At 31.4% G+C, this 26,874-nt stretch carries 32 protein-coding genes and 1 other RNA gene; 20 read left to right on the top strand and 13 right to left on the bottom strand.

Translation table 11 applies throughout. The features are described 5' to 3' along the window. Positions 1-19: 19 nt before the first annotated feature. Positions 20-919 carry a TIGR01777 family oxidoreductase gene (locus MHI13_RS15500; RefSeq protein WP_064210471.1) on the bottom strand — a complete coding sequence of 300 codons (900 nt, stop codon included), beginning with the start codon at positions 917-919 and terminating at the stop codon, positions 20-22. Between the two features lie 895 nt (positions 920-1,814). Here MHI13_RS15500 and MHI13_RS15495 point away from each other — a divergent pair. Continuing rightward, the gene (locus tag MHI13_RS15495; protein ID WP_064210472.1) at positions 1,815-2,582 is read left to right on the top strand and encodes a hypothetical protein; all 768 of its coding nucleotides are present in this window, start codon (positions 1,815-1,817) and stop codon (positions 2,580-2,582) included. 50 nt (positions 2,583-2,632) lie between these two features. On the opposite strand, the gene MHI13_RS15490 is transcribed toward MHI13_RS15495, so the two are convergent. After that, positions 2,633-2,887, bottom strand: coding sequence for a hypothetical protein (locus tag MHI13_RS15490; protein WP_064210473.1), 255 nt, complete (start codon positions 2,885-2,887; stop codon positions 2,633-2,635). Between the two features lie 368 nt (positions 2,888-3,255). Between MHI13_RS15490 and MHI13_RS15485 the strand changes: the two genes are divergently transcribed. From MHI13_RS15485 to MHI13_RS15425, 13 genes are all read left to right on the top strand, one after another. Continuing rightward, a complete protein-coding gene (locus tag MHI13_RS15485) occupies positions 3,256-4,269 on the top strand; it encodes a sugar-binding transcriptional regulator (RefSeq protein ID WP_002433152.1) in 1,014 nt (337 codons plus the stop codon). Positions 4,270-4,321: 52 nt separating this feature from the next. Further along, positions 4,322-5,332, top strand: coding sequence for a type I glyceraldehyde-3-phosphate dehydrogenase (gene gap, locus MHI13_RS15480; RefSeq protein ID WP_002432992.1), 1,011 nt, complete (start codon positions 4,322-4,324; stop codon positions 5,330-5,332). Positions 5,333-5,532: 200 nt separating this feature from the next. After that, a complete protein-coding gene (locus MHI13_RS15475) occupies positions 5,533-6,723 on the top strand; it encodes a phosphoglycerate kinase (protein ID WP_064210474.1) in 1,191 nt (396 codons plus the stop codon). Between the two features lie 169 nt (positions 6,724-6,892). Continuing rightward, positions 6,893-7,654 (top strand): triose-phosphate isomerase, encoded by a 762-nt coding sequence (tpiA, locus tag MHI13_RS15470; RefSeq protein ID WP_023350645.1) that lies wholly within the window; start codon positions 6,893-6,895, stop codon positions 7,652-7,654. Between the two features lie 2 nt (positions 7,655-7,656). Continuing rightward, a complete protein-coding gene (gpmI, locus tag MHI13_RS15465; protein ID WP_064210475.1) occupies positions 7,657-9,174 on the top strand; it encodes a 2,3-bisphosphoglycerate-independent phosphoglycerate mutase in 1,518 nt (505 codons plus the stop codon). Between the two features lie 135 nt (positions 9,175-9,309). Next, positions 9,310-10,614 (top strand): surface-displayed alpha-enolase, encoded by a 1,305-nt coding sequence (gene eno / locus MHI13_RS15460; RefSeq protein ID WP_002432982.1) that lies wholly within the window; start codon positions 9,310-9,312, stop codon positions 10,612-10,614. A 198-nt stretch (positions 10,615-10,812) separates the two neighbouring features. Then, on the top strand, positions 10,813-11,271 hold the full coding sequence (locus tag MHI13_RS15455) for a hypothetical protein (protein ID WP_153019934.1): 459 nt from the start codon (positions 10,813-10,815) through the stop codon (positions 11,269-11,271). A 68-nt stretch (positions 11,272-11,339) separates the two neighbouring features. Next, complete coding sequence (gene secG, locus MHI13_RS15450; protein ID WP_002433475.1) at positions 11,340-11,573, top strand: preprotein translocase subunit SecG; 234 nt, start codon at positions 11,340-11,342, stop codon at positions 11,571-11,573. Between the two features lie 314 nt (positions 11,574-11,887). Beyond that, positions 11,888-12,628, top strand: coding sequence for an alpha/beta hydrolase (locus MHI13_RS15445; RefSeq protein WP_023350643.1), 741 nt, complete (start codon positions 11,888-11,890; stop codon positions 12,626-12,628). Between the two features lie 30 nt (positions 12,629-12,658). Next, positions 12,659-15,037 (top strand): ribonuclease R, encoded by a 2,379-nt coding sequence (gene rnr, locus MHI13_RS15440; protein WP_002433114.1) that lies wholly within the window; start codon positions 12,659-12,661, stop codon positions 15,035-15,037. Between the two features lie 24 nt (positions 15,038-15,061). Then, positions 15,062-15,532, top strand: coding sequence for an SsrA-binding protein SmpB (gene smpB, locus MHI13_RS15435; RefSeq protein ID WP_002433363.1), 471 nt, complete (start codon positions 15,062-15,064; stop codon positions 15,530-15,532). Between the two features lie 119 nt (positions 15,533-15,651). Continuing rightward, positions 15,652-16,013, top strand: a transfer-messenger RNA (tmRNA) gene (ssrA, locus tag MHI13_RS15430). Between the two features lie 91 nt (positions 16,014-16,104). Next, entirely contained in the window at positions 16,105-16,536 is a 432-nt protein-coding gene (locus tag MHI13_RS15425; protein WP_064210477.1) for a GNAT family N-acetyltransferase, read from the top strand. Between the two features lie 122 nt (positions 16,537-16,658). On the opposite strand, the gene MHI13_RS15420 is transcribed toward MHI13_RS15425, so the two are convergent. Both MHI13_RS15420 and MHI13_RS23500 read right to left on the bottom strand, forming a co-directional pair. After that, positions 16,659-17,231, bottom strand: coding sequence for a hypothetical protein (locus tag MHI13_RS15420; RefSeq protein WP_064210478.1), 573 nt, complete (start codon positions 17,229-17,231; stop codon positions 16,659-16,661). Positions 17,232-17,384: 153 nt separating this feature from the next. Next, positions 17,385-17,453 (bottom strand): epsilon family phenol-soluble modulin, encoded by a 69-nt coding sequence (locus MHI13_RS23500; RefSeq protein ID WP_095658921.1) that lies wholly within the window; start codon positions 17,451-17,453, stop codon positions 17,385-17,387. A 786-nt stretch (positions 17,454-18,239) separates the two neighbouring features. On the opposite strand from MHI13_RS23500, the gene MHI13_RS15415 reads away from it, so the two are divergent. After that, the gene (locus tag MHI13_RS15415) at positions 18,240-18,440 is read left to right on the top strand and encodes a cold-shock protein (RefSeq protein ID WP_002433447.1); all 201 of its coding nucleotides are present in this window, start codon (positions 18,240-18,242) and stop codon (positions 18,438-18,440) included. Between the two features lie 124 nt (positions 18,441-18,564). Further along, entirely contained in the window at positions 18,565-19,299 is a 735-nt protein-coding gene (locus MHI13_RS15410; protein WP_002433286.1) for an SGNH/GDSL hydrolase family protein, read from the top strand. Between the two features lie 309 nt (positions 19,300-19,608). On the opposite strand, the gene MHI13_RS15405 is transcribed toward MHI13_RS15410, so the two are convergent. The 3 genes from MHI13_RS15405 to MHI13_RS15395 form a co-directional block, all read right to left on the bottom strand. After that, entirely contained in the window at positions 19,609-19,833 is a 225-nt protein-coding gene (locus tag MHI13_RS15405) for a hypothetical protein (protein WP_002433282.1), read from the bottom strand. A 23-nt stretch (positions 19,834-19,856) separates the two neighbouring features. Continuing rightward, positions 19,857-20,141: a hypothetical protein gene (locus MHI13_RS15400; RefSeq protein WP_064210383.1), complete on the bottom strand. Its 285-nt coding sequence runs from the start codon at positions 20,139-20,141 to the stop codon at positions 19,857-19,859. A gap of 120 nt (positions 20,142-20,261) precedes the next feature. After that, positions 20,262-21,008, bottom strand: a complete 747-nt coding sequence (locus tag MHI13_RS15395; protein WP_064210382.1) for a poly-gamma-glutamate hydrolase family protein — start codon at positions 21,006-21,008, stop codon at positions 20,262-20,264. 180 nt (positions 21,009-21,188) lie between these two features. Here MHI13_RS15395 and MHI13_RS15390 point away from each other — a divergent pair, with 180 nt between their 5' ends. Together MHI13_RS15390 and MHI13_RS15385 are read left to right on the top strand one after the other, a co-directional pair. Further along, the gene (locus MHI13_RS15390; protein ID WP_064210381.1) at positions 21,189-21,794 is read left to right on the top strand and encodes a GNAT family N-acetyltransferase; all 606 of its coding nucleotides are present in this window, start codon (positions 21,189-21,191) and stop codon (positions 21,792-21,794) included. Between the two features lie 133 nt (positions 21,795-21,927). After that, positions 21,928-22,161, top strand: a complete 234-nt coding sequence (locus MHI13_RS15385) for a hypothetical protein (protein ID WP_002433190.1) — start codon at positions 21,928-21,930, stop codon at positions 22,159-22,161. Positions 22,162-22,222: 61 nt separating this feature from the next. Here the strand turns inward: MHI13_RS15385 and lnsA are convergent, their stop codons facing one another. The 3 genes from lnsA to tsaA form a co-directional block, all read right to left on the bottom strand. Then, the gene (gene lnsA, locus MHI13_RS15380; protein WP_047795995.1) at positions 22,223-22,807 is read right to left on the bottom strand and encodes a lipoprotein N-acylation protein LnsA; all 585 of its coding nucleotides are present in this window, start codon (positions 22,805-22,807) and stop codon (positions 22,223-22,225) included. Between the two features lie 192 nt (positions 22,808-22,999). Then, positions 23,000-23,185, bottom strand: a complete 186-nt coding sequence (tsaT, locus tag MHI13_RS15375) for a type II toxin-antitoxin system toxin TsaT (RefSeq protein WP_002433387.1) — start codon at positions 23,183-23,185, stop codon at positions 23,000-23,002. Positions 23,186-23,217: 32 nt separating this feature from the next. Continuing rightward, positions 23,218-23,490, bottom strand: coding sequence for a type II toxin-antitoxin system antitoxin TsaA (tsaA, locus tag MHI13_RS15370; protein WP_241497403.1), 273 nt, complete (start codon positions 23,488-23,490; stop codon positions 23,218-23,220). Positions 23,491-23,913: 423 nt separating this feature from the next. Here tsaA and MHI13_RS15365 point away from each other — a divergent pair, with 423 nt between their 5' ends. Further along, positions 23,914-24,117 carry a sterile alpha motif-like domain-containing protein gene (locus MHI13_RS15365; protein ID WP_002432976.1) on the top strand — a complete coding sequence of 68 codons (204 nt, stop codon included), beginning with the start codon at positions 23,914-23,916 and terminating at the stop codon, positions 24,115-24,117. Here MHI13_RS15365 and MHI13_RS15360 read toward each other — a convergent pair. Then, entirely contained in the window at positions 24,109-24,345 is a 237-nt protein-coding gene (locus MHI13_RS15360) for a hypothetical protein (RefSeq protein WP_064210380.1), read from the bottom strand. The two genes, MHI13_RS15365 and MHI13_RS15360, sit on opposite strands and share 9 nt — an antisense overlap. 211 nt (positions 24,346-24,556) lie before the next feature. Here MHI13_RS15360 and MHI13_RS15355 point away from each other — a divergent pair, with 211 nt between their 5' ends. After that, positions 24,557-25,141 carry a histidine phosphatase family protein gene (locus MHI13_RS15355; protein WP_064210379.1) on the top strand — a complete coding sequence of 195 codons (585 nt, stop codon included), beginning with the start codon at positions 24,557-24,559 and terminating at the stop codon, positions 25,139-25,141. A gap of 55 nt (positions 25,142-25,196) precedes the next feature. Here the strand turns inward: MHI13_RS15355 and MHI13_RS15350 are convergent, their stop codons facing one another. Both MHI13_RS15350 and MHI13_RS15345 read right to left on the bottom strand, forming a co-directional pair. Further along, positions 25,197-25,814 carry a LysE/ArgO family amino acid transporter gene (locus MHI13_RS15350; protein ID WP_002433295.1) on the bottom strand — a complete coding sequence of 206 codons (618 nt, stop codon included), beginning with the start codon at positions 25,812-25,814 and terminating at the stop codon, positions 25,197-25,199. Between the two features lie 180 nt (positions 25,815-25,994). Continuing rightward, positions 25,995-26,501 carry a GNAT family N-acetyltransferase gene (locus tag MHI13_RS15345; RefSeq protein WP_002433370.1) on the bottom strand — a complete coding sequence of 169 codons (507 nt, stop codon included), beginning with the start codon at positions 26,499-26,501 and terminating at the stop codon, positions 25,995-25,997. Between the last annotated feature and the right edge of the window lie 373 nt (positions 26,502-26,874).

Raw genomic sequence — 26,874 nt, 5'->3', positions numbered from 1 at the left:
CTTCGTACGTTGTAATTTCTTAGGCTTTAACTAAATCATCTAACGCATTCTTTAAATTGTTAAACTTAAACTCAAAGCCGAGTGCGTGTAACTTATTTGGTAAAACCTTTTGAGTGTCTAAAACAACTGTTGACATTTCTCCAAGAACTAAACGCATTGCTAATTTTGGCGCCCAAGTTTCATGAGGTTTATGCATTGCTCTAGCTAAAGTATATCCAAATAAGTTTTGTCTTTCAGGGATTGGTGCTGTTAAATTGAAAGGACCGTGTGCATCTTTATTATCTATAGTAAATATAATACCTCTGATTAAATCATCTATGTGAATCCAAGAATACCATTGTTGACCTGAACCTAATTTACCACCGACATAAAAACGGTACGGTAATTCCATAGTTTGTAACGCTCCACCAGTATCAGAGAGAATAAGTCCAAATCTTCCTAAGACTACTCGTGTTCCGAAATCTTTAAATTTATTAGCGAAACGTTCCCATTGGTAAACAATATCTGATAGAAAATCAAAAGGTAAAGTTTGATATAATTCTGTATAACTATAATATAAATCAGGAGGATAATATCCCATAGCACTCGCGTTAAATAAAACTTCTGGTTTTTGAGTACGGCTTTCAAATAACTCATATAAAGCTTGTGTAGACTGAATACGACTAACCATCATGACTTGTTTTTGTGATTTAGTCCAGCGTTTATTGAGCGTTGCACCTGCTAAATTGATAACTACATCTATATCAGGAACGTCATTTTGCCAGCCTTCTTTTGACCAATTGACGTAAGTAATTTTAGATTCATTAGATGTTTTATCTTGTCGGGTTAAAATAGTAATATGTGCATCCGTCTTTTTAATTTCCTTTACTAAATGTGAACCTACCATTCCAGTTCCACCAGTAATTAAGTATTGTTTCATCATTTCACCTCATTTTAAAAATAAAAGCGCTTACCTTATTGATAGTGATTATTAATATTCAAAAATTATACATTTTTTAGCCAATAAGATGTCAAATACTTTTATGAATTTGCATTTAAAATTAAAACATTTCAGTTATAATTAAATTGTACCTTCGATAATTAATTAAACATCTCTTAATTAGTATGAGTATACCCCATAATATACTAACGAAGGTAAATTTTGACTCCCTTTAGTAGTGGATCCATGCGAGCAACGTATGGGTCCTTTTTTATATTTTAAAATACATAAATCACTTTTTACAGAAAATGATTTCAATAGATTTTAAAGTCTCTTTAATTGTTTGATTAGTCTAATTTAAGGTTATTATCTATTAGATTGATGTAATATATTATTACCCAAGTAACCATTTAATTATTACAATGAGGGCTATAATTAATAATGTGATTATAAATCCAGCAATATGATTTGACTTACTGTCTTCATAATTATCATTTTTAATCATCATGTATTTCAAATTATTGTGAGATTTTTTATTTTGTGAATTCTCATTATTAAAGTCATACATTTAATCACGTACCATTCATGTTAAGTTTAGATTAAGAAATTAAAAATATAGTGTTTACTTATGAGTATGATGTTATCATATAAAAAATAGGCAAATGAAAACATACAGTTTTTAGTAAATTATAATTAATTGCTTTTAACGAGTAGTTAGTTCATTATATAAAGTTGAATTATAACTATATATTTCATTCAACTATAGTTATAAGGAAGGTTTTTTATTTTCAAAATGAATCATTGAACAATAAATATCGTAAAAATGAGCATAATAAACAAACTTAAATTTTATTATATATGAATTCCTAATAATTGAAAGAGAGGTAAGTAAGGAATGAGTGGTTTGGCAAAAATAATTAGTACCATCATAGTATTACTTTTATTAATTGGCTTAGCATTTGGAATATTCTCTTTTGTAGACAGTTCTAAAAAAGCTAATGAGCGTCTTAACAGTGATAAAACTGAACAAAATGATAAGAAGAAAGATGACAAGAAAGATAAAGACAAAGATAAAAATAAGGATAATGACAAAGACAAATCTAAAGATACTAAAGTAAACAAAACACAACAAGCTCCACAACAAACACAACAGACTCAACAAACGCGTCAAACACAACAAACACAAGAGACACAACAAACAAAGCAGTCAACACAACAAGCTCCAAGCACATCTGAGAAGACACAACAGACACCAACTCAACAAAGAAACACTCAAGAAAAGCAAAAAACTAAACAACAAAAGGCAGAACCACGCTCATCACAACAAACTCAAGAAGCACAAACAGATGAGAAGACAACTGAGCAGTCTAAGTCAGAAAATAAAAATGATAATAAACCTCAAGAACAACCAAGTTCAGAAGAGAAATCATCATCTCAACAGCCTAGTTCACAACAATCAAGTTCACAACAACCAAGTTCTCAACAGGATAATAGAAAACAACAATCGCAATCAAATAGTAATACTAGCAATAGTAGTAATCAATCTGTTCAAAAAAACACGAGTCAAACTCAACAATCTAGTAATCAAAGCAGTAGCACTCAGGAACGTTCAAGTAATCAAAGCTCATCCAATAATAGCTCACAAAATTCAAAAGAAGATTAAAAAATTAAGCCAACGTCCTTTAATAAGGATGTTGGCTTTTAATATATTATTTAGAATAACCAATATACTAACCAAGATAATAAAAAGGAGATGAACATGATTGAAAAACACCCTATAGTACATCCACAACCTGTATGCGTACATCCATAAGAATATGTTTTCTTAATCATTCTTTTATCCTCAAATTGATGATCTTCATTGGTATGTTGATTTGATTTAAAATATTCATCATCTTTATAGCGCATATCGCTTGGGTCTATCACTTCTACTTTTTCTTTTGAATCTTTATTATTCTCATTTGTCATTTTGTATCCCTCTTCATGAAAAATCTTTGTCAACAATTTTAATTATAATTGAATTAATCAAGGATTTAAAACAGATGATTATATTTAATATAGCTTGGGTAAAATTATCTCGTAAAGGTAATAAAACAATAATTTAAACCTTTTGGAGCTCATAATGAACACTTCAAGGATGTAAACGTTTTATTATCAACTTTAATAATTATTAATAAAAATATGAGTTAATTTGCTTGCAATTTATTATACGCAATAGTACTATTGCAAGTGTAAAGAGGTTAATTTTTGTCCCAGGTGGGACTTAAAAAGTCAACCCATGGTTGTGAGTAGCCCCTCGATTACCTTTTTATAAAGATATAAGGAGGAAGGTAGTAGTGAAAGACTTAATAAAAGTTCAGCAAAAGCTCATACCTGACCTTGTTGACAAGATGTATCGACGTTTTTCGATTTTAACTACTATCTCTCAAAACCAACCAGTGGGTAGAAGAAGTTTAAGTGAACACATGGACATGACTGAAAGGGTCTTAAGATCTGAAACAGACATGTTGAAAAAGCAAGAATTAATTAAAGTTAAATCAACCGGTATGGAAATCACTCATGAAGGTACTGAAGTCTTATCGCAACTCAGTGATTACTTCAATGTTTATAGTGATGACCACAGAATGGCTAGAGCGATTAAAGAAAAGTTCAACATTAAAGATGTTCATGTCATTCCAGGTGATTCAGATTCGAATCAAACAGTTAAAAGAGAAATAGGAAGACAGGCTGGTCAGTTACTAGAAAGTATTTTATATGAAGATGCAATTGTTTCTGTAACTGGAGGATCCACGATGGCATACGTAAGTGAATCTATTCATTTACTACCATTTAATGTTTTCTTTGTTCCAGCTCGAGGTGGACTAGGTGAAAATATGGTCTACCAAGCAAATACTATTTCTTCTAGTATGGCTCAACAAGCTGGTGGATACTACACAACATTGTATGTACCAGATAATGTGAGTGAATCTACATATGACACTTTGATGTTAGAGCCATCAGTGATTCATACGTTAGATAAAATTAAACAAGCAAATGTTACAATTCACGGTATTGGTGATGCGCTGAAGATGGCGCATCGACGTCAATCACCAAAAGAAGTGATTGATAAACTTCAACATCATCAAGCCGTTGGAGAAGCTTTTGGATATTATTTTGATGCTCAAGGCAATGTGGTTCATAAAGTTAAAACGATTGGGCTACAATTAGAAGACCTTGAGAGTAAAGATTTTATCTTTGCTGTAGCAGGTGGACAATCTAAAGGAGAAGCAATTAAAGCTTATCTCTCTATTGCTCCAGACAATACTGTATTAATCACAGACGAAGCTGCAGCGAAAGTTATTTTACAATAGTAATAAAAAGTTTAATACTTTTTAAATATCATTTTTAAAGGAGGCCATTATAATGGCAATTAAAGTAGCAATTAATGGTTTTGGTAGAATTGGTCGTTTAGCATTCAGAAGAATCCAAGATGTAGAAGGTCTTGAAGTAGTAGCAGTTAACGACTTGACAGATGACGAAATGTTAGCTCACTTATTAAAATACGACACTATGCAAGGTCGCTTCACTGGAGAAGTTGAAGTTATAGATGGTGGATTCCGTGTTAACGGTAAAGAAATTAAATCATTCGATGAACCAGATGCAAGCAAATTACCTTGGGGAGACCTAGACATCGACGTAGTATTAGAATGTACTGGTTTCTACACTGATAAAGATAAAGCACAAGCTCACATCGATGCAGGTGCTAAAAAAGTATTAATCTCTGCTCCAGCTACTGGTGATTTAAAAACAATCGTATTCAACACTAACCATGATGAATTAGATGGTTCTGAAACAGTTGTATCAGGTGCTTCATGTACTACTAACTCATTAGCACCAGTTGCAAAAGTTTTAAATGATGAGTTTGGTTTAGTTGAAGGTTTAATGACTACTATCCATGCTTATACTGGTGACCAAAATACTCAAGATGCTCCTCACAGAAAAGGCGACAAACGTCGTGCTCGTGCAGCAGCAGAAAACATTATCCCTAACTCTACAGGTGCTGCTAAAGCAATTGGTAAAGTTATTCCAGAAATCGACGGTAAATTAGACGGTGGAGCTCAACGTGTTCCAGTTGCTACAGGTTCATTAACTGAATTAACTGTAGTATTAGATAAACAAGATGTAACAGCTGATCAAGTAAATGAAGCAATGAAACAAGCTTCTGATGAATCATTTGGTTACACTGAAGATGAAATCGTATCTTCTGACGTTGTAGGTATGACTTACGGTTCATTATTCGATGCTACTCAAACTCGTGTAATGACTGTTGGTGACCGTCAATTAGTTAAAGTTGCAGCTTGGTACGACAATGAAATGTCTTATACTTCTCAATTAGTTCGTACATTAGCTCACTTAGCTGAACTTTCTAAATAATTGAAGCATAGTGTATAAGCACGTTATTCAAGTTATTTAAAGTACACATGTCGAGAGAGTAACTCTCTCAAACGTTCATAATTTGATTAGTGCTCTGTACTGTTTAATTAGATATATAAGCTTATGAGTAAGCGGGGAGCACAAACGCTTCTCCGCTTATTTTTATATAAAGTTTTCCTATTTAAAGGAGGAAATTAATAATGGCTAAAAAAATCGTTTCAGATTTAGATTTAAAAGGTAAAGTAGTTCTCGAACGTGCAGACTTTAATGTTCCGTTGAAAGATGGAGAAATCACTAATGATAACCGCATTGTTCAAGCGTTGCCAACTATTAAATACATTATTGAACAAGGTGGTAAATTAGTATTATTCTCTCACTTAGGTAAAGTGAAAGAAGAAAGTGATAAAGAAGGTTTATCTTTAAAACCTGTAGCAGATGATTTATCTAAAAAATTAGGTAAGGAAGTTACTTTCGTACCTGAAACACGTGGAGAAAAACTTGAAACTGCTATCAAAAATTTAAATGAAGGCGATGTATTATTAGTTGAGAATACTCGTTTTGAAGATATTGATGGTAAGAAAGAATCTAAAAATGATCCTGAATTAGGCAAATATTGGGCATCATTAGGTGATGTATTCGTTAACGATGCATTTGGTACAGCTCACCGTGAACACGCATCTAACGTAGGTATTTCTACTCATTTAGAAACAGCAGCTGGTTATTTAATGGAAAAAGAAATTAAATTTATTGGTGGAGTTGTTAACGACCCACACAAACCAGTTGTAGCTATCCTAGGTGGTGCCAAAGTTTCAGATAAAATTAATGTCATCAAAAACTTAGTTAATATCGCTGATAAAATTTTAATTGGTGGCGGTATGGCTTATACATTTATGAAAGCGCAAGGTAAAGAAATTGGTCTTTCGTTATTAGAAGAAGACAAAATTGACTTCGCTAAAGATTTATTAGAAAACAATGGCGATCAAATTGTCTTACCAGTAGATTGTAAGGTAGCTAAAGAATTCTCTAATGACGCGAAAATCACTGAAGTTTCAATTGATGATATCCCAGCTGATCAAGAAGCAATGGATATAGGTCCTAAAACTGTTGAACTATTTAATGAAGAATTACAAGGTGCACATACAGTAGTGTGGAATGGACCTATGGGTGTATTTGAATTTAGTAACTTTGCAAAAGGTACTATCGGTGTATGTGAATCAATCGCTAACTTAAAAGATGCTACTACAATTATCGGTGGCGGTGATTCTGCAGCAGCAGCTATCTCACTAGGTTTCGAAGATGACTTTACTCATATTTCTACTGGTGGCGGTGCATCATTAGAATATTTAGAAGGAAAAGAATTACCAGGTATTAAAGCAATTAACGATAAATAATTGAATGAACCTCGCTTGGTTAAGGCGTAAGTTTTTAAATTTAATGATATGGGAAAAGGATGAATGAAAGCTTATATATGCTTTCTTTATCTGACTCATATGTCATCATTAAAATTTATTATCTTACAAATTTTTAAATTTAACACTAAATTATTAAGGAGTGTAATGAATGAGAACACCAATTATAGCTGGAAACTGGAAAATGAATAAAACAGTTCAAGAAGCTAAAGATTTCATAAATGAATTACCAACATTACCTGATCCTAAAGAAGTAGAATCAGTAATTTGTGCACCAACAATCCAATTAGATGCTTTAGTAACTGCTGTTAAAGAAGGTAAAGCACAAGGATTAAAAATCGGTGCTCAAAACGCATACTTCGAAGACAGTGGCGCATACACTGGTGAAACATCACCTGTAGCTTTAGCTGACTTAGGTGTTAAATATGTCGTGATTGGTCACTCAGAACGTCGTGATTATTTCCACGAAACTGATGAAGAAGTAAATAAAAAGGCTCACGCAATCTTTAATCATGGTATGACACCAATTATTTGTGTTGGTGAATCAGATGAAGAACGTGAAGCAGGTAAAGCAAATGAAGTAGTAGGTAATCAAGTTAAAAAAGCTGTTGAAGGCTTATCTGAAGATCAACTTAAAGAAGTAGTTATTGCTTATGAACCAATTTGGGCAATCGGCACTGGTAAATCTTCTACTTCAGAAGATGCTAATGAAATGTGCGCGCACGTACGTAAAACATTAGCTGACTTATCAAGCCAAGATGTTGCTGAAGCAACACGTATTCAATATGGTGGTAGTGTTAAACCAAATAATATTAAAGAATATATGGCTCAATCAGATATTGATGGTGCATTAGTAGGTGGCGCATCATTAAAAGTTGAAGATTTCGTACAATTATTGGAAGGTGCAAAATAATTATGGCTAAAAAACCAACTGCCTTAATCATTTTAGATGGTTTTGCAAATCGTGAAAGTGAACATGGTAACGCTGTAAAATTAGCAAACAAGCCTAATTTTGATCGCTATTATGATAAATACCCAACTACACAAATTGAAGCGAGTGGTTTGGATGTAGGTCTTCCAGAAGGACAAATGGGTAACTCGGAAGTAGGTCACATGAATATTGGTGCAGGTCGCATTGTTTATCAAAGTTTAACTCGTATTAATAAATCTATCGTAGATGGGGATTTCTTTGAAAACGATGTATTAAATAACGCAGTTAAACATGTAAAAGATAATAATTCAGCACTACATGTATTTGGTCTATTATCTGATGGTGGTGTTCACAGTCACTATAAACATTTATTTGCAATCTTAGAATTAGCTAAAAAACAAGGTGTAGATAAAGTTTATGTTCATGCTTTCTTAGATGGACGTGACGTAGATCAAAAATCTGCACTAAAATATATTGAAGAAACTGAAGCTAAATTCAAAGAATTAGGCGTTGGCCAATTCGCTTCAGTATCAGGACGTTATTATGCGATGGACCGCGATAAACGTTGGGATCGTGAACAAAAAGCTTATAATGCTATCCGTAACTTCGAAGGTCCAACTTATGCTTCAGCCAAAGAAGGTGTGGAAGCTAATTACAACAATGATGTTACTGACGAATTCGTTGAACCATTTATCATTGATAATCAAAATAATGGTGTCAATGATGGTGACGCAGTTGTATTCTATAACTTCCGTCCTGATAGAGCAGCTCAACTTTCAGAAATTTTCACTAATCAAGCATTTGATGGTTTCGAAGTTGAACAAGTTAAAGATTTATTCTATGCAACATTCACTAAATATAACGATGATGTAGACGCTGAAATCGTTTTTGAAAAAGTTGATTTACACAATACAATCGGGGAAGTTGCACAAAATAATAACTTAAAACAACTACGTATTGCTGAAACTGAAAAGTATCCACATGTAACTTACTTTATGAGCGGTGGTCGTAACGATGAATTCGAAGGAGAGCGTCGTAGATTAATCGATTCTCCTAAAGTTGCGACATATGATTTAAAACCAGAAATGAGTGCTTATGAAGTTAAAGATGCTCTTTTAGAGGAATTAGATAAAGGCGATTTAGATTTAATTCTATTAAACTTTGCTAATCCTGACATGGTAGGACATAGTGGTATGCTTGAACCTACAATTAAGGCAATTGAAGCTGTAGATGAATGTCTAGGCGAAGTTGTTGATAAGATTCTTGAAATGGACGGTCATGCTATCATCACTGCTGACCATGGTAACTCTGATCAAGTGTTAACAGATGATGATGAACCAATGACTACGCACACTACAAATCCAGTTCCAGTAATTGTAACTAAAGAAGGCGTAACTTTACGTGAAACAGGACGTTTAGGAGATTTAGCTCCTACACTATTAGACTTGTTAAATGTAGAACAACCTTCTGATATGACTGGTGAATCATTAATTAATCACTAATACAGAATTTAGGTGTTAAATTAAGGGAGGAAATTTAGTACTCTCGCATTTTACAACCTTGCTAATAAATTATTTTAATAAAATTATAAATAGGGCTATAATAGCTTTATAATATATTTAAAGGAGATATTAAACATGCCAATTATTACAGATGTTTACGCTCGCGAAGTCTTAGACTCACGTGGTAATCCAACAGTTGAAGTTGAAGTACTTACTGAAAGTGGTGCTTTCGGTCGTGCATTAGTACCATCAGGTGCTTCTACTGGTGAACACGAAGCAGTTGAATTACGTGATGGAGACAAATCACGTTATTTAGGAAAAGGTGTTACTAAAGCAGTAGAAAACGTTAATGAAATCATTGCACCAGAAATTGTTGAAGGTGAATTTTCAGTATTAGATCAAGTATCTATCGACAAAATGATGATTCAATTAGACGGTACAAATAATAAAGGTAAATTAGGCGCTAATGCTATTTTAGGTGTTTCAATCGCAGTAGCACGTGCAGCAGCTGACTTATTAGGTCAACCTTTATATAAATATTTAGGTGGATTCAATGGTAAACAATTACCAGTTCCAATGATGAACATCGTTAACGGTGGTTCACACTCTGATGCACCAATCGCTTTCCAAGAGTTTATGATTTTACCAGTTGGTGCTGAATCATTTAAAGAATCATTACGTTGGGGTGCTGAAATCTTCCACAACTTAAAATCTATCCTTAGTGAACGCGGTTTAGAAACTGCAGTTGGTGACGAAGGTGGATTCGCTCCTAAATTTGAAGGTACTGAAGATGCTGTTGAAACAATCATCAAAGCTATCGAAAAAGCTGGTTATAAACCAGGTGAAGATGTATTCTTAGGATTTGACTGTGCTTCTTCTGAATTCTATGAAAATGGCGTATATGATTACACTAAATTCGAAGGTGAACACGGTGCTAAACGTAGCGCAGCAGAACAAGTTGACTACTTAGAAGAATTAATTGGTAAATATCCAATCATCACTATCGAAGATGGTATGGATGAAAACGATTGGGAAGGTTGGAAGCAATTAACTGATCGTATCGGTGATAAAGTACAATTAGTAGGTGACGATTTATTCGTTACAAATACAGAAATCTTATCAAGAGGTATTGACCAAGGTATTGGTAACTCTATCTTAATTAAAGTTAACCAAATCGGTACTTTAACTGAAACATTTGAAGCAATTGAAATGGCTCAAAAAGCTGGTTACACAGCTGTAGTTTCACACCGTTCAGGTGAAACTGAAGATACTACTATTGCTGACATTGCAGTTGCTACTAACGCAGGTCAAATTAAAACTGGTTCATTATCAAGAACTGACCGTATTGCTAAGTATAATCAATTATTACGTATTGAAGATGAATTATACGAAACAGCTAAATTTGATGGAATTAAATCTTTCTACAATTTAGACAAATAATATCTCTAATATTAAATAAATGAGTTCACGCTTTAATCTTTAGGTTTCACGCCCTAAAGAACTTATAGACCCGTTACAGAGTTGAGGCTGTAATGGGTCTTTTTAATACTTTTATTACATCGTATCTCGTTTAATTTAACCCATTAAACTGATATAATAGTTAAAGTAATTTTAAAAAGGAGTACCATTATGGAAGATATAACAGATTCAAATGTTAGAGAAAAAAGATCTGGCCGCTTAATAGCAATGAGTTCTTTATTATTTTGTATTTTATTAATCATTCATCATTTTGTAGTTTTAGATGTAACAACCGCTAAATCATTGCTATCTTTAGCTGGTCAAAAGACTTCTGACACTGCAGTACATAATATTCTAAATAGTGATAGATATACAGGCGTAATGTACATTCTTGCATACTTAGCAGGAGTCGTGGCACTTTGGAATCGCCATCCATATTTATGGTGGTTTATGTTTGCTGTATATATTTCTAATGCATTATTCACACTTGTTAATTTATACATGTTTGTTCAAGCCATTTTGGATGTTAAAAATGTTGTCGCAGTTTTACCTATACTCATTGTTGTAATTGGCTCTATTATTTTAGCGATTTATATGTTAGTTGTTTCGATAGCTAGAAAAAGTACTTTTAATAGATAGAAGTTTGATAACTCTATTAGAGATGTGTTATAATTCGTCTCGTATATAATGAACGGAGGACAATTTTTATGCATACATTAATCATCGTTTTATTAATTATAGATTGTATTGCATTAGTGACTGTTGTATTACTCCAAGAAGGTAAAAGTAATGGACTTTCAGGTGCTATTAGTGGTGGCGCGGAACAGTTATTTGGTAAACAAAAACAACGTGGCGTCGATTTATTCTTGCATAGATTAACAATTATTTTAGCTATTATTTTCTTCGTACTTATGTTCTGTATCAGTTACTTAGGTATGTAAGCCATAAGATAATGTATTAATGAAGTTAATGAATCTTAACCAAGTCTGATAGAAGATGTGATTAACAAGAACTATAATAACTCACATATACTATCAGCCTGAGTCCGACGATATACTTGTCGGGCTTTTTTATTTTATAATGTATTATAATGATGTTTTTAATACCTATATATAAGGGAATAGTTCAAAGACGCTTAATAAGCATTATTGAAGTTCTTTTTATAATGAAAATTATGCTAATAGTAACCTGAAAGCAGACAAGATTAAATATAAAGAAATGAGTTCTCAATAAAAAAGGGAGAGGGATTCTAACCATGCAAATTAAACTACCAAGACCATTCTTTTTTGAAGAAGGGAAACGAGCTGTGTTATTATTACACGGTTTCACTGGCAACTCAGCTGATGTGAGACAATTAGGTCGTTATCTTCAGAAACAGGGTTATACATCTTATGCACCTCAATATGAAGGGCATGCAGCACCGCCGGAGGAAATTTTAAAATCTAGCCCATATGTATGGTTTAAGGATGTTTTAGATGGTTATGACTACCTGGTTGAACAAGGCTATGATGAAATAGCAGTAGCAGGTTTATCACTAGGTGGGGTCTTCGCATTGAAATTAAGCTTAAATCGTGATGTGAAGGGTATTATAACGATGTGTGCTCCTATGGATGGCAAGACGGAAGACACTATTTATGATGGATTCCTTGATTATGCTCGTAATTTTAAAAAATATGAAGGCAAAGATCAGGAAACAATTGATAAAGAAATGAAAGACTTCCATCCTACTGAGACGCTTAAAGAACTTAGTGAAACTTTACTTCGTGGTAAAGAACAAGTAGACGAGGTTATTGAGCCTATTCTTGTTATACAAGCAGAACAAGATAAAATGATTGATCCTCAATCAGCGAATTATATATATGAACATGTTGATTCTGATGAAAAGGATATCAAATGGTATCATGAATCAGGACATGTAATTACAATTGATAAAGAAAAAGAACAAGTTTTTGAAGATGTATATCAATTTTTAGAATCATTAGATTGGACAGAATAATTAATTTAAAAGTAAGAAAGGAGGGGCATAATGAATTTAAAGCAATCCATCGAAGAAATAATTAAACAACCTGACTATGAACCCATGTCAGTGTCAGATTTTCAAGATGCGTTAGGTTTAAATAGTGCCGACTCATTTAGAGATTTAATTAAGGTGCTCGTTGAACTAGAACAAACGGGTTTAATCGAACGAACTAAGACAGATAGATATCAAAGAAAAGAATCAAGTAAGTCCAATTCTAAATTAATCAAAGGAACTTTAAGTCAGAATAAAAAAGGATTCGCTTTTCTTCGACCAGAAGATGATGAAATGGAAGACGTCTTCATTCCTCCAACAAAAATTAATCGAGCGCTAGATGGCGATACAGTAATTGTAGAACTTCAAAAATCTAGAGGAGAACATAAAGGTAAAGTTGAAGGTGAAGTTAAATCAATTGAGAAACATTCTGTAACTCAAGTGGTAGGAACATATAGTGAAGCAAAACATTTCGGTTTTGTTATTCCAGATGATAAACGAATTATGCAAGATATCTTCATTCCTAAAGGTCAAAGTTTAGGTGCTGTAGATGGACATAAAGTACTCGTGCAGATTACTAAATATGCTGATGGTACAGACAACCCAGAAGGTCATATTTCAGCAATACTAGGTCATAAAAATGATCCAGGTGTAGATATTTTATCTATCATTTACCAACATGGGATAGAAATTGAGTTTCCAGATAACGTACTTAAAGAAGCGGAAGATGTTCCTGAAGAAATTGAACCATCTGAAATTGAAGGTCGTCGTGATTTAAGAAATGATTTAACAATAACTATAGATGGTGCAGATGCTAAAGACTTGGATGATGCCATAGCAGTTAAGAAATTAAAGAATGGCAATACTGAATTGACTGTAAGTATCGCAGATGTAAGTTACTATGTGAAGGAAGATTCAGCTTTAGATAAGGAAGCATATGATAGAGCGACAAGCGTTTATTTAGTAGACCGAGTGATTCCAATGATTCCTCATCGTTTAAGTAATGGTATATGTTCATTGAATCCTGAAGTCGACCGCTTAACGTTAAGTTGTCGTATGGAAATTAATGCACGTGGCGAAGTCGTTAATCATGAAATATTTGATAGTGTGATTCATTCTAATTATCGTATGACTTATGATGCTGTAAATAAAATTATTACAGATCAAGATCCTCAAGTGCGTGCACAATATAAAGATTTGACGCCGATGCTTGATTTAGCGCAAGATTTATCTAATCGTTTAATCCAAATGCGACGTCGTCGTGGTGAAATTGACTTTGATATTAATGAGGCTAAAGTACTAGTAAATGAAGAAGGTATTCCTACAGATGTTCAAATGCGTGAACGTGGTGAAGGTGAACGTTTAATCGAATCATTCATGCTAGCTGCTAATGAAACAGTGGCAGAGCATTTCAATAAAATGGAAGTACCATTTATCTATCGAGTTCATGAGCAACCTAAGTCAGATCGCTTAAGACAATTCTTCGACTTTATTACTAATTTCGGTATTATGATTAAAGGTACTGGTGAAGATATTCATCCTACAACTTTACAAAACATTCAAGAAGAAGTTGAAGGTCGACCAGAGCAAATGGTTATTTCAACAATGATGTTGCGTTCAATGCAACAAGCACATTATGACGATGTAAACCTTGGACACTTCGGCTTATCTGCCGAGTATTATACGCACTTTACATCTCCAATCCGTCGTTATCCTGATTTAACGGTGCATAGATTGATTCGCAAATATCTAATAGAGAACTCTATGGATAAAAAGGAATTACGACATTGGGAAGATACGTTGCCAGAACTTGCTGAACACACGTCTCAACGCGAGCGTCGTGCTATAGAGGCAGAACGTGATACAGATGAATTGAAGAAAGCTGAATATATGATTCAACATATTGGCGATGAATTTGAAGGTATCATTAGTTCAGTTGCTAACTTTGGTATGTTTATTGAATTGCCTAATACAATTGAAGGTATGGTTCATATTGCTAATATGACTGATGATTACTATAATTTTGATGAACGCCAAATGGCTCTTATAGGTGAACGCCAAGCGAAGGTGTTCCGCATTGGTGATGAAGTGAAAGTCAAAGTCACTCATGTTGATGTAGACGAACGCATGATTGATTTTCAAATTGTGGGTATGCCTTTACCTAAAAATGATAAATCCCAACGTCCAGCACGTGGTAAAACAATTCAAGCAAAAACACGTGGTAAGTCATTAGATAAGTCTAAAGATGACAATAATGGCAAAGGCAATAAAAAGAAACGCAAGCAACGTAAAGGTAAGAATGCACGTAAAAAAGATAAACAAGGTAAAACAAATCATAAACCATTCTATAAAGATAAAAGCGTGAAAAAGAAATCACGCCGTAAGAAAAAATAGTCATCAAAGATGAGGTGAGTATGAATGGCTAAGAAAAAAACTAAATCACCAGGTACTTTAGCGGAGAATCGTAAAGCAAGACATGATTATAACATTGAAGATACGGTTGAAGCGGGTATTGCACTGCAAGGTACCGAAATCAAGTCTATACGACGTGGAAGTGCGAACTTGAAAGATAGTTATGCTCAAGTTAAACGTGGTGAAATGTATTTAAATAATATGCATATTGCTCCATATGAAGAAGGTAATAGATTTAATCATGATCCTTTACGTTCTCGTAAATTATTATTGCATAAGCGTGAAATTATTAAATTAGGAGAACGTACACGAGAAATTGGCTATTCTCTAATCCCATTAAAACTTTATTTAAAGCATGGACAATGTAAAGTTTTATTAGGCGTTGCACGAGGTAAGAAAATTCACGATAAACGTCAAGCTTTAAAAGATAAAGCGATGAAACGTGATGTCGATCGTGCGATAAAAGCCCGTTATTAAGCATGCGTATTGCTTAAACGGGTGCCATTTGGTATGATTAATGATGTTGTTATTTAAATGAATGATGCATATTGTCATACCAAATTGTTTGTATTATTATTTGTCATTAATATTATTTCGGGGGCGTTTTTGGATTCGACAGGGGTCCCTCGAGCACACTAAGCGTGTCGGAGGGTTGTCTCCGACATCAACACATTTCAGTAAATATAACTGACAAATCAAACAATAATTTCGCAGTAGCTGCGTAATAGCACACTGCATCGCCTAACAGCATCTCCTACGTGCTGTTAACGCGATTCAACCCTAGTAGGATATGCTAAACACTGCCGTTTGAAGTCTGTTTAGATGAATATTAATCAAACTAGCATAATACTGGTTGTCTGTTGCTTACTATTATGCGAAATGAATCAATAGACTACACACGTAGAAAGGTGTGTATCAGGACCTCTGGACGCGGGTTCGAATCCCGCCGTCTCCATATTATTGAAACCCGCAGCCTATATGGTTGTGGGTTTTATTTTTATACTTATTATTTTAATTAACTGTATTTTTAAAAGATTAGGGGAATTCATATGTCATTAACTAGAAGAAAAATTGAGAAAAAAGATTATCATAAGGTATTAGATATTTGGGAGAAGTCTGTAATTAGCACTCATGATTTTTTAAAAGAAAAAGATAGATTAGAGTTAAAAACTGAAATACCGAATTATTTAAATGATGTTGAAGCTTATTTTTGGTGTGATGACGAGGAAATTATTGGGTTCTCAGGTACAAACGACCAAAACCTAGAAATGTTGTTCATAGATCCTAAGTATTTCAGAAAGGGCTATGGAACTCAAATACTTCAAACTCTAATTCGTGAACACCAAGTAAGATATGTAGAAGTTAATAAAGATAATTATAACGCGGTTAAGTTCTATCAAAAGAATGGTTTTGAAAAATATAAAGAATCTCTAAAAGATCAACAAGGAAGAGATTATCCTATATATTATCTTAAGTTATAATTAAGTGATTCTTAAGTTCAATATAAATATTGAATGTGAATATTAAACGGAAAGTTTGATTTATTTGTAAAAAAAGTCATGGATGCTAAGTAAAGGTATAGCATTCATGACTTTTTGTGATTCTAAAATCCTCTTTGGGTATTAGTATTTGTTTGTCCTTGTGAGTTATTCATGCCTTGGCTATTATTTGCAGATTGGTTGTTGCCAGTTGAATATTGTTGTTGATTATTCTGTGATGGTTGTTGTCTTTGGGAATTATTTTGTTGTGTATTGTTAGTTTGATTTTGTTGTTGATTTTGTTGTTGGTTTTGTGAATTAGCTTGATTGTTATACGAATTTTGGTTATTGCCGTTAGTATTGTTAGCGTTATTAGCATTATTATTTTGAGGTTGATTTGAAGTATTGTTTGCTTGTGATGCGCTATTAGATGATTGTTGATTAGCTTGTTTATTTTTAGGTTTTGAATCCTTACTTTTTGAACTTTTATCTTTGCTTTTCTTACCTAATTTACTGTCTTTGATGTTATCTTTAGCGTTATTAACTTTTTTATCACCTTTTGAATCTTTTTTATCCGACTTTTTAGATTCCGTTTTTGAACTGTTTTTATCTGAATCTTTTTTATCTGAATGATCACTATGACTACATGCACTTAGCACTAAAAAGCTTGATAATAATACGGCAAAAAATTTCTTCATTAAAATTTCACTCCTAAAATAATGATTTTATTGTGATAATTTTTCTTTACCCAAAATCGTTAAATCTAATTTAAAATTAATGTAAAATTTTAAAAGAGTTATTTATAAATGAAATAAAAAAGCCCCTCTATTGAAAGAGGGGAAGATAATTAATTATTTTTTGTTACCAAATAAACCTTTGAAGAATTCGATTGCTTTTTTGATTAAGTTAACGATGAACATTTGACTCACCTCCTATGTATTTGTTAGCTGTAGTATATTATTATTAGAGAAATTTTTGTTAATTATTTCAAAAGTAGTAAAAAATTATTCATAAATGTAGTTTTTTAGTATATATTTAATAACTTTGAATTCTTTTCTGTTAATTCTAAAAATTAATAACAAATTTATTCAATATTTATTATAATAATACTAGGGATTTATTATATAAAAAAAGTACCCTTCAATAAAGAAGGGCACCACTACTACTCAAAAATATTATTTACCAAATACGTCTTTAAAGAATTGAATTCCTTTTTTTAATAAATCAAAGATGAACATTTATAAGCACCTCCAATTAATTGATTATGTGTATATCATATGGCAAGTATTGGAGATTTTGGTGGTTAATGCGTAAATTATTATATATGGTTCTTTTGTGTGAAAAAATTAAAAATTGAGATAATTTTGAATTCCTAACTGTATAATTTTTATTGAATTTCTACTTTAGCTACTTATTTTTGTGCAATTTAAAAAGTCACATTAACTATAACTTTAATTTTGTGATAATCATTTTATTTAATAGTTATGGTATATGTGATGATAAATAGTTATCTTTAAAAATTTGAAATATAAATTAATTTAAGAAATTCATGGAAAAGACTTTACTTATTTCAAAATAAGCGTATAGTGAATGTTAAGTAATAAAGAACGTGAAGTTGATTGTGGAATTATTTTTATAGAATATTCTCTTTTAATTAATGGATTTGTTACAAATATTTAGTGCAACAGCACATGGAGGTATTCTATATGAATAACGGTACAGTTAAATGGTTTAATTCAGAAAAAGGCTTTGGATTCATCGAAAGAGAAAATGGCGGGGACGTATTCGTTCATTTCTCAGCAATCGTAGAAGACGGTTATAAGTCTTTAGAAGAAGGTCAAAACGTTGAATTCGACATTGTTGAAGGCGAACGTGGTGAACAAGCAGCGAACGTTGTTAAAATGTAATTAAAAGTTTTAAAGCCCTCTTAGGAGGGCTTTTTTATTTGTAAGATGGTATCCTTAATCTAATAAAATGCTAAAATATATAAACTAGTAAATTTTCAATATAAATAAGTATAAGGAGAAATACATGCATAAAGCAAAAATGATATTGAATGAAGTACCAACGATGTTGAAGTCATTGAAGAACATTTTCAATATTATCAATGGGAATAAAGATTACTATAATCCAAAAATTGATATGAAAAAAGAAGATGATAATCTTAATGGGAAAAAAATTATCTTTTTAGGGTCTTCTATAACTTATGGTGCGGCTTCGAAAGGAATCTCTTTTGTTGAATATCTCACAACAGAATATGAAGTAAAAGGAATCAAAGAGGCTAAATCAGGCACAACATTAGCTGGGAAAAATGTAAATAGTTATTTAAATCGACTCAGAAAGTTAAATTTTGTGAATACTAAAATTGATGCTGTTGTAATACAGTTATCTACGAATGATGCAAGATTTGGTTATGAAATTGGTGAAATGAGTCAGTCTTTTGACCTTGAAAGTTTTGATACTGAGACGACATTAGGTGCGATTGAATATATTATTAAGTATGTTCATACTAAATGGCATTGTCCAATCATCTTTTATACCTGTATTAGAGAAAATGATCTAACTTATAAGCAGTTAGTTAATCATCTTTATCCACTTAAAACAAAATGGGATATACATATTATTGATATTTTTAATAATGATGAAATTAATAAATTAGCTAAAAGTGATAAAGAAATGATGGCAGATGATTCACATCCAACCAAAAAAGGTTACCGTTATTTATATACACCTATCTTAGTAAAACAATTAGATGAGATATTATAAAAAAAGCTGCATATCGCAGCTTTTTTAATTTCTTATTTATATAGGCCCAAAGTGATATCCTTTTTGAATTATTTTGTCTTCATTATAAAAAAATCGCCTGTACAGCGCTTTAATAATGACGAAAATTAAAGTCTGTACGGCGACAACAAGAAGTAATGTTAAACACTCACAGAGTGCAACACATATAGAGTACCATAAAACTATATTTATGGCTATTTTATTAGTTTGACAATAATAAAATAATTATTAAAGTTCTGTTAACATAAATTGATAATTCATTAAATATAGAATTATCGCAATTTTTAAAGATTACGTATTGTTGTTATCAAATATACAAATTTCTTCTTGTTCTAGGCTTACTGAAACATATAAATGACTGTCATAAATATTCACATCATTTTCATTAGATAAGTTAATTTCAGCAAGTATTTTAAATGCACCATTATCTAATGGTTCTACAATTGATAATTCACCCTCATTTTTTTGAATTAAAAATTTGCGATTTGAATGATTATCAATTTTCCAATTATCCATTAAAAATCACCTTACTAAAAATACTAACCAAAGCTTTTTTCAATTTCAGTAAAAGCTTTGGTAGTTAATTTAATATTATAAATCGTTTGATCTTTAATATCACCTTCAAGATAGCCCTCTTCTATAAGTACTTTACAGTTATGAATAAAATCATCATATTCACGGTCACAGAAATAATCATCTTGAGTAGTTATAGAATCTTTAAAGTCATTAGATTGCTCTTCAGATAATCCTTCATTTGAACGTTCCATATATAATTTATAAAACTTTGCGACTGTATATTTTTGTTCTTTAGTTAATTCATCCATATATTAATCCCTCCACACAAAATACATATCACTTTATACCCTAGATACGTACTTGTAGAAACGCTGAAAAAAATGATTTTTAATAAAAATTTTTATATGTAGGTAGAAGGTCATTTGAGTTTATTTTGCTTTTTTTATACCTTTTTCTACAGCGTTCGCAAACTTATAAAAATCTCTAGTATATTTTTTAGGATTACCTCGCGTTGTTTTATCTAATTTATGATGTTTGAAAAACTCCTCGCGCTGTGCAGTGGTCAATTCGAGTTGTACTCCTGAATCTGTATCATTTTTATTTACAAAATTATCATCAGATTGCGCATTAATCTCTTTCGGACTCTCTTTAACGGTAAAATCTTTCTTACGTAATGCCTTCGCAATCGCTTTTGCCATTTTAGTATCTTTTCCACCTATGTACACGATAGGGTCATCTCCAGAAGAACCATGAATTGAAATTGTCTCATTCGATTTTTCTAACATTTTGATTAATCTCGGTTCATCGTAATTCGTTGAAGTCACGTGAAGTTGATCATTATTATGTTTACGTAAACCTTCAAAAGAATAAAAGTTATATTTACCCACGTTCGACACACGTCTTGCAAGCTCTGTTGTACCTGGTTCTATTCCACCACCGTGAATGGCTGTAAGTAAAATATTATTATCCTTTCTATGTTTCGTCACAATTCTCCAATCCTTGTTTTTAGTGGTATTCTTTTTTAATTCTTCAAAATCACTATAGCGATCGCTTGAAGGTTTAGAAGCTGATTTTCTAGTGTTATAGAAAATCAAAACCACTACTATGATAGTGATGACAATTAACGCTATAGCTAAATAATAAAGTATGGAATATAGACTGCCTTTATTGCTCATTATATCTCCTTTGTTTTCAATAATTTAACTCATAAATGATAACAATGATTTTATTAAATAAACAAGTATTTCATCTTTTATTTTCTATATAAAAATAATTGAACTTACTTTAATAGGGTAAACAATTATTGTTAATTCAATGTATTTTTTATTTTAAAAATAATTTACGAAGGTGATAAAGTGGAGGACATTCAGATTAAAAGTGCTCAATCAAGTGACAAGGAAGGAGGAAGATTAACTCATTTAGCTATTGATGAAATGGCACAAGTTATTTTAGGTGAGACATCGAATGAACGATTAAATAAACAGTTACAGCAATTATGGCAAAAGAAGGGTAACCGATTTAGTCATGATATTTCTTATGTAGCAAAAGAAGAGGGACAAGTTTTAGGTGCCATAACTTGTACCTCATTAGTCAAATTAGAAAAATCAATGTTTCAAACTGTGCTTGAAATCATCAAAATGAAAAAATTGAAATCATTAAAAATTATTTTATCCAATTTCAAAAAGATATATTCTCTAATTACAATGGATGAAGGAGAGAAAGATGAATTTCATGTGAGTATGCTTGCAACTCTCCCGAAAGCTAGAGGTAAGGGCGTTGGTACGAAATTATTAAAATTTGCTGAACGTCTTGCTATCAATGATGGTTTTGACAAAATTTCATTAACAGTAGTTCAAGATAATAAGAAAGCTCTAAGCGTCTATCAGAAATTCGGTTTTTCGATTGTAGGAGAAATCAATCAATCGCCATTTTATTTATTTAAGATGAGAAAGCATCTTTAGTGAAAGTTCTAAGTAATATCCAAACTAGAGCGATATTTTCTAAAAATATTATGAATTAATTAAATAATTAGATTGTTTTCACACTCCCTTAACAATAATGTGCTATTTTATAATAAAGGGATGTGATGTTGTTATGGATAAAGAATTATTAAGAAGATATTTGAATGATGATAGTTTTAAAGCAGTAGCCGTGGTCGTTGGAAATAAGAAAATCGTATTGGAGAATGATATTCACGTCGATTATGAAAATGAGATTATCATCTATCCGCTTAAGAATTGCACACGAATTATCCCATTTAGCTCTATTTCTTATTTAGACCTTTTAGATAGAAATGAGCAATTCGTTAACTATTTTAAAGAAGTTTAATTTGAGAAAACCCTCCTTAAACAATAGGTTATTCATTTACCTTAACTATTGTCTGGAGGGTTTAATTTTTAATATTTTTAACTAACTTTAAACGATAGTCATGTGTAAAATTATCTTTTAATGCATATGGTGAAATGATGTATAATCCATGATCACTTACAGCATTTTTATCTACACCGTATTTGTAAGCTTGATAAATTATTTTAGTGCAATAAGTGAATTTTTGACTTTTCAAATTTAGCGTAACGAGATATCGGCTATCACTATTTTCGTAATTACGTTTTACCCAATTTGCTGCTTTTTGTCCAGCATTTGGTTTTACACTACGATACACTTTTATCCAATCGTCTTTTCCAGTACCGAAACGCCGTTGATATGATTCAAATGATTCAGTTATAGGTTGATCACCAGGGCCTTCAATTTGAAGCACAGTATCTTCATCTATGGCTATACTTGAATGGCCGAAGAACCCGAATAATACAGGACCTTTAGTAATGATAATGTCGCCCGGTTTAAGTTTAAAATCTTTAGTGTCTATGCTTTCATAAGATTCTTTATCTTTATTGAAGACGTTGATTGAAAATAAAATTAAAAGTACTATAACCAAAGTTATAAATAGAATGGTAAGTTTATATTTAGTTTTCATTTATAGTGAAAACTCCTTCATTAAATATACTAAATTAATTATTATATTAAATGACTCTATATGTAAAATAAACTTCATTTTCAAAAATAAAAAAGCTAAGTCAAAATTAATGACTTAGCTAAAAATCAATATTAGCATGAGTTAACTGAACTCACAGATGAATTGCAATTAATATCGCTCTACTACAAAAGGTTACAACCCGAAAATGAGTGTGTATATAAGCATAGCAAATCCAAAAATCAAGAATATTACAGTAAATCCTAAATAAGATTCTTTTCTTTCTTCTTTCTTAGTCTTAAGCATAATTGTTAAAATAATAGCTCCAGCGACTATAAATATAATTGCTAGCCATAACAATATTTGAAAATGCAAACTCACAATGATTCCCTCCTTATCTCAGTGTTACTTAATTACAAGAAGTCGTAAAAAATAGGATAAATATAGTAAAGTGCTAATACTATATTTATGAAAAATATAATTTCGCTTAGCAAATCAGTGTAAATAATAGCTATTATTAGACTAGTGAATAAAGCGACGCCACAAATACATAATCCTGGTATCAACCATAATTGATTATCAACATTTGCGTTATAAGTTATAAGCACATTAAAGGCTATAAATAATATGGTCAATAAAATATTAATCACATTTATACTAAATATTTTCACAGGTGGCCACCTCATTAGACACGTATAGCATAAAGTCTTTTACATACTATAATATCATTAATTACTCACAGGTAAATCAATTACTTTTAATTATATACAATTTACATTTTAATTTACTCATACTCATAAGATATTGTAAAACAAATGAATTAGAAAGTTTACTAAATTTGTAAATGATGAAGTATTTTGTGAGAGTTTTGGACTCATTTAGGTCATGAAAAGTTAATTGTATTTAACAGTAAATGATTACTAAATAAGAAACCAATAAAGATTATGAAATATTTTAAATGTAATTATATGTGAAGAATTTTAAAAGAGCATATTAAAAAAAGTGCAAAAGTAAAATTTTGCACATAGACAATCTCGAGTAATTTGGTATGATAAAGAGTAATACTATATAACTTAGCTATTAATAAGTGGAAAAGGGGTTGAGGTGGAATGACTTTTTATGATTTTATTTTAGGTTTTATAAATGATGATACACCTTTAGGTAGTTTAGCAAATTATATTTTAGATGATATTCATTTTCCCCGTGAAGAAAAAAACAATAAAGCCATTCGTGCATACGTGCTTGATCACTATAGAGACCATCAGTTAATTGAAAGTACGAATAGAGCAATTAGTTTATATAAATTAATTTGAGTAATACCAATTATGAGTATTAAGCGCTTCCCATACATCTTTAGTCTTGAAATTAACTTCGTTATTTCTTATAGAAAAAGGTTCAATAAGATCTTTGTCTAACCATGCATTAATCAATTCTTTTGGAACGCCATCTAATAACATATCAGTTTTACTAATAATTAAACATTCCCAGTCTAACGAAACTGAATTAGGATTTACATAATTGCATTGATTATGACTATCCATAATAGACACTCCTTTAGTAAATGTAAATCTGATGTTAAGTTATACCCATACTCACAAATTTAAAACAATTTAATATGCAGATAAGCAAATTTGTATATTATTAGAAGTCGTTTACATCTCATTTTCATAGTGATTAAATGAATATTGAAATAGAAATTGTATAGAATGCTAAATAGTAAAAGTAAGTCATTGTAGTGAAGAGGTGTTTATTATGACTAAAACATTTTATTTAATGAGACATGGTCAAACAGTTTTCAATTTAAAAGGAAGAATTCAAGGTGCGAGTGATTCGCCATTAACAACATTAGGGGTTAGGCAAGCTCAGTCTGCTAAAGATTATTTTGAAAAGCATCATATTACATTTGATACATTAGTTTCGTCATCACAAGAGCGTGCCTGTGAAACTCTTGAAAATGCAGTACCTAACCAAAATTATAAAAGATTAAAAGGTATTAAAGAATGGGGTTTTGGTTTATTTGAAGGAGAGAGTATTGAGTTATTAAAGGCAATTAAAAAGCCTGAGAATTTATATGGTGATTATGTAGTACCCTTTGGTGGTGAATCAAAATCTGAGGTTGAATCCAGAGTTTATGAAACACTTGAGGATGTCGTTGCTAATCAAACTAATCAAACAGCTTTGGCAGTAAGCCATGGTAGTACGATTGGTTTATTTGTTAGAAAGGTGTTAGGTAATCAAGAGGGTAGCACTTATGACATCGGTAATTGTCATATCTTAAAATTTGAATATGATGATAATCAATTTAAATTCATAGAAATCATTGAACCTACAAACTAAAAATAATAAGCTCAAGTCCTTAAATAGCTATATTATGGGCTTGAGCTTATTTGTACTAAAAAAGAAGTTGACACAATTTTTTAATGATTAAAATTGCAACAGCTATAATGATAATGCTAGATAACTTGTTTATCACAACTAATAGTTTACCTGATTTATCGATTGTTCCAACCGATTTACCTACTAAAGCTAAGAAAATAAACCAAATCCATGAAACAAATATACATGTTAAAGTAAAAGCGAATTTGTTATTTCCTTCGTAAGCTGACGCACTTGTACCTATAACGCCAATAGTATCCATAATTGCATGTGGATTTAATAAAGAGACAGATAAAGCAAAACTTATTTGTTTTGTTGTAGATAGTCCACCTTCTTGTTTAATAGGATCAGGCGTTTCATTCCAAAGTGTCCATGCCATATAAAGCAGAAAAATAAGTCCAATAATGTAGATCACGATTTGTAAAAGAGGTAGTGACATTAATACTAAAGAAACACCGATAACCGCTAAGCTAATTAGTATAGAATCACATATTCCTGCTGTAATAACTGCTGGGAAGGCTTTAATTAGCTTAGATTGATTTGCTCCTTGATTAAAAACGAAAACATTTTGTGCGCCTAAGGGTAAGATTAACCCTATAGCTAAGAGAAAACCGTGTATTACTGCTTCACTCATAAAGGGGATCACCAGCCTTTAAAGATTGAAAATTCAGATAATTTAAGCTAATTATAACTTTTAAAAATAATAATGTCTAAGACTTATGTATATTTATAAAAACTAAATCATAGCGGAAACATACGCCCGCAGATAGGGTATCTTCCATACCCCATTTACGCATGTTTTAAATAAACTTTCTTAAGAATTTGATGGAATGTCAGAAGTATAGTAAATGAGCCAATTCTCATCTAAATATTCATCCCCAATTTTACTAGCATTTTTTTCAAAGGCTAAATTTTCAAACCCGAGAGAACTGAAAAATATTTTAGCGCTTATGTTATTTGAAGCGATTGTGGTCATCAACATTTCAATACCTTGCGTTTTAGCGAATTCAATTATGTGATTAATGAGCTCTCTATTAATAATTTCATCATTATCTTTAACAAAATTATTCTCTAAAACGGCTTTATGACGCTTTCCAACAAATTTTATTTGCTTTAACGTACATGTTGCAACAAGATGATTATTATCAAATGCGCCGAAAACGTTTAAATACTTTGTTTCTTCCGAGAGAATAGAGTTTAGACATTCTTCAGTAACATGTTCTAAATAATATTGATCCCAAGCATAATTATGATAGCCGTTTGACATTAATTCTTTATAAGATTCTAAATCATCAGTATTTAATACACGGATATTTTTCATGTTGACCTCCAGGTTCAAAGAAAATAAAAACATATTTAATATCTTTAGACTAAGATACTTATCAAATACATAATAAAAGAATTATTAAAAATACGCAATAATCGTTTTATATTAACAAAAAGCATTTGTGATAATTTAATTATGTGGAAATTCAAATTATAAAAATATTATTTTGAAATTTCATCTATATCCATATCTTAAAAGGGTTTAACTACATACTATTTTATCAGATATTGTAATCATACAATTATGTTTACTAAATCTTAATAAAAAATTTTAATAAACTTAAGTTTGAAAATTTCTGTTAGAAATGTACTGTTTAGAAAGAAAAAAGCTACCAACACTTCTTTTACAAAGGTTGGTAGCTATAAGT

The sequence above is a fragment of the Staphylococcus sp. FSL K6-0223 genome (assembly GCF_038008285.1).
This window is presented reverse-complemented; position numbering and strand designations above follow the sequence as displayed.

Excerpts from the sequence above, each read along its gene's own strand:
- MHI13_RS15410 (WP_002433286.1), top strand. The coding sequence starts at position 18,565 with ATGCATAAAGCAAAAATGATATTGAATGAAGTACCAACGATGTTGAAG.
- MHI13_RS15420 (WP_064210478.1), bottom strand. The coding sequence starts at position 17,231 with ATGAAGAAATTTTTTGCCGTATTATTATCAAGCTTTTTAGTGCTAAGT.
- MHI13_RS15495 (WP_064210472.1), top strand. The coding sequence starts at position 1,815 with ATGAGTGGTTTGGCAAAAATAATTAGTACCATCATAGTATTACTTTTA.
- MHI13_RS15475 (WP_064210474.1), top strand. The coding sequence starts at position 5,533 with ATGGCTAAAAAAATCGTTTCAGATTTAGATTTAAAAGGTAAAGTAGTT.
- MHI13_RS15360 (WP_064210380.1), bottom strand. The coding sequence starts at position 24,345 with ATGGATAGTCATAATCAATGCAATTATGTAAATCCTAATTCAGTTTCG.
- MHI13_RS15400 (WP_064210383.1), bottom strand. The coding sequence starts at position 20,141 with ATGGATGAATTAACTAAAGAACAAAAATATACAGTCGCAAAGTTTTAT.
- tsaA (WP_241497403.1), bottom strand. The coding sequence starts at position 23,490 with ATGAGGTGGCCACCTGTGAAAATATTTAGTATAAATGTGATTAATATT.
- MHI13_RS15405 (WP_002433282.1), bottom strand. The coding sequence starts at position 19,833 with ATGGATAATTGGAAAATTGATAATCATTCAAATCGCAAATTTTTAATT.
- MHI13_RS15395 (WP_064210382.1), bottom strand. The coding sequence starts at position 21,008 with ATGAGCAATAAAGGCAGTCTATATTCCATACTTTATTATTTAGCTATA.
- secG (WP_002433475.1), top strand. The coding sequence starts at position 11,340 with ATGCATACATTAATCATCGTTTTATTAATTATAGATTGTATTGCATTA.
- MHI13_RS15425 (WP_064210477.1), top strand. The coding sequence starts at position 16,105 with ATGTCATTAACTAGAAGAAAAATTGAGAAAAAAGATTATCATAAGGTA.
- MHI13_RS15345 (WP_002433370.1), bottom strand. The coding sequence starts at position 26,501 with ATGAAAAATATCCGTGTATTAAATACTGATGATTTAGAATCTTATAAA.
- MHI13_RS15385 (WP_002433190.1), top strand. The coding sequence starts at position 21,928 with ATGGATAAAGAATTATTAAGAAGATATTTGAATGATGATAGTTTTAAA.
- gap (WP_002432992.1), top strand. The coding sequence starts at position 4,322 with ATGGCAATTAAAGTAGCAATTAATGGTTTTGGTAGAATTGGTCGTTTA.
- gpmI (WP_064210475.1), top strand. The coding sequence starts at position 7,657 with ATGGCTAAAAAACCAACTGCCTTAATCATTTTAGATGGTTTTGCAAAT.
- MHI13_RS15415 (WP_002433447.1), top strand. The coding sequence starts at position 18,240 with ATGAATAACGGTACAGTTAAATGGTTTAATTCAGAAAAAGGCTTTGGA.
- eno (WP_002432982.1), top strand. The coding sequence starts at position 9,310 with ATGCCAATTATTACAGATGTTTACGCTCGCGAAGTCTTAGACTCACGT.
- MHI13_RS15355 (WP_064210379.1), top strand. The coding sequence starts at position 24,557 with ATGACTAAAACATTTTATTTAATGAGACATGGTCAAACAGTTTTCAAT.
- rnr (WP_002433114.1), top strand. The coding sequence starts at position 12,659 with ATGAATTTAAAGCAATCCATCGAAGAAATAATTAAACAACCTGACTAT.
- tpiA (WP_023350645.1), top strand. The coding sequence starts at position 6,893 with ATGAGAACACCAATTATAGCTGGAAACTGGAAAATGAATAAAACAGTT.
- MHI13_RS15445 (WP_023350643.1), top strand. The coding sequence starts at position 11,888 with ATGCAAATTAAACTACCAAGACCATTCTTTTTTGAAGAAGGGAAACGA.
- MHI13_RS15350 (WP_002433295.1), bottom strand. The coding sequence starts at position 25,814 with ATGAGTGAAGCAGTAATACACGGTTTTCTCTTAGCTATAGGGTTAATC.
- smpB (WP_002433363.1), top strand. The coding sequence starts at position 15,062 with ATGGCTAAGAAAAAAACTAAATCACCAGGTACTTTAGCGGAGAATCGT.
- lnsA (WP_047795995.1), bottom strand. The coding sequence starts at position 22,807 with ATGAAAACTAAATATAAACTTACCATTCTATTTATAACTTTGGTTATA.
- MHI13_RS15500 (WP_064210471.1), bottom strand. The coding sequence starts at position 919 with ATGAAACAATACTTAATTACTGGTGGAACTGGAATGGTAGGTTCACAT.
- MHI13_RS15490 (WP_064210473.1), bottom strand. The coding sequence starts at position 2,887 with ATGACAAATGAGAATAATAAAGATTCAAAAGAAAAAGTAGAAGTGATA.
- MHI13_RS15365 (WP_002432976.1), top strand. The coding sequence starts at position 23,914 with ATGACTTTTTATGATTTTATTTTAGGTTTTATAAATGATGATACACCT.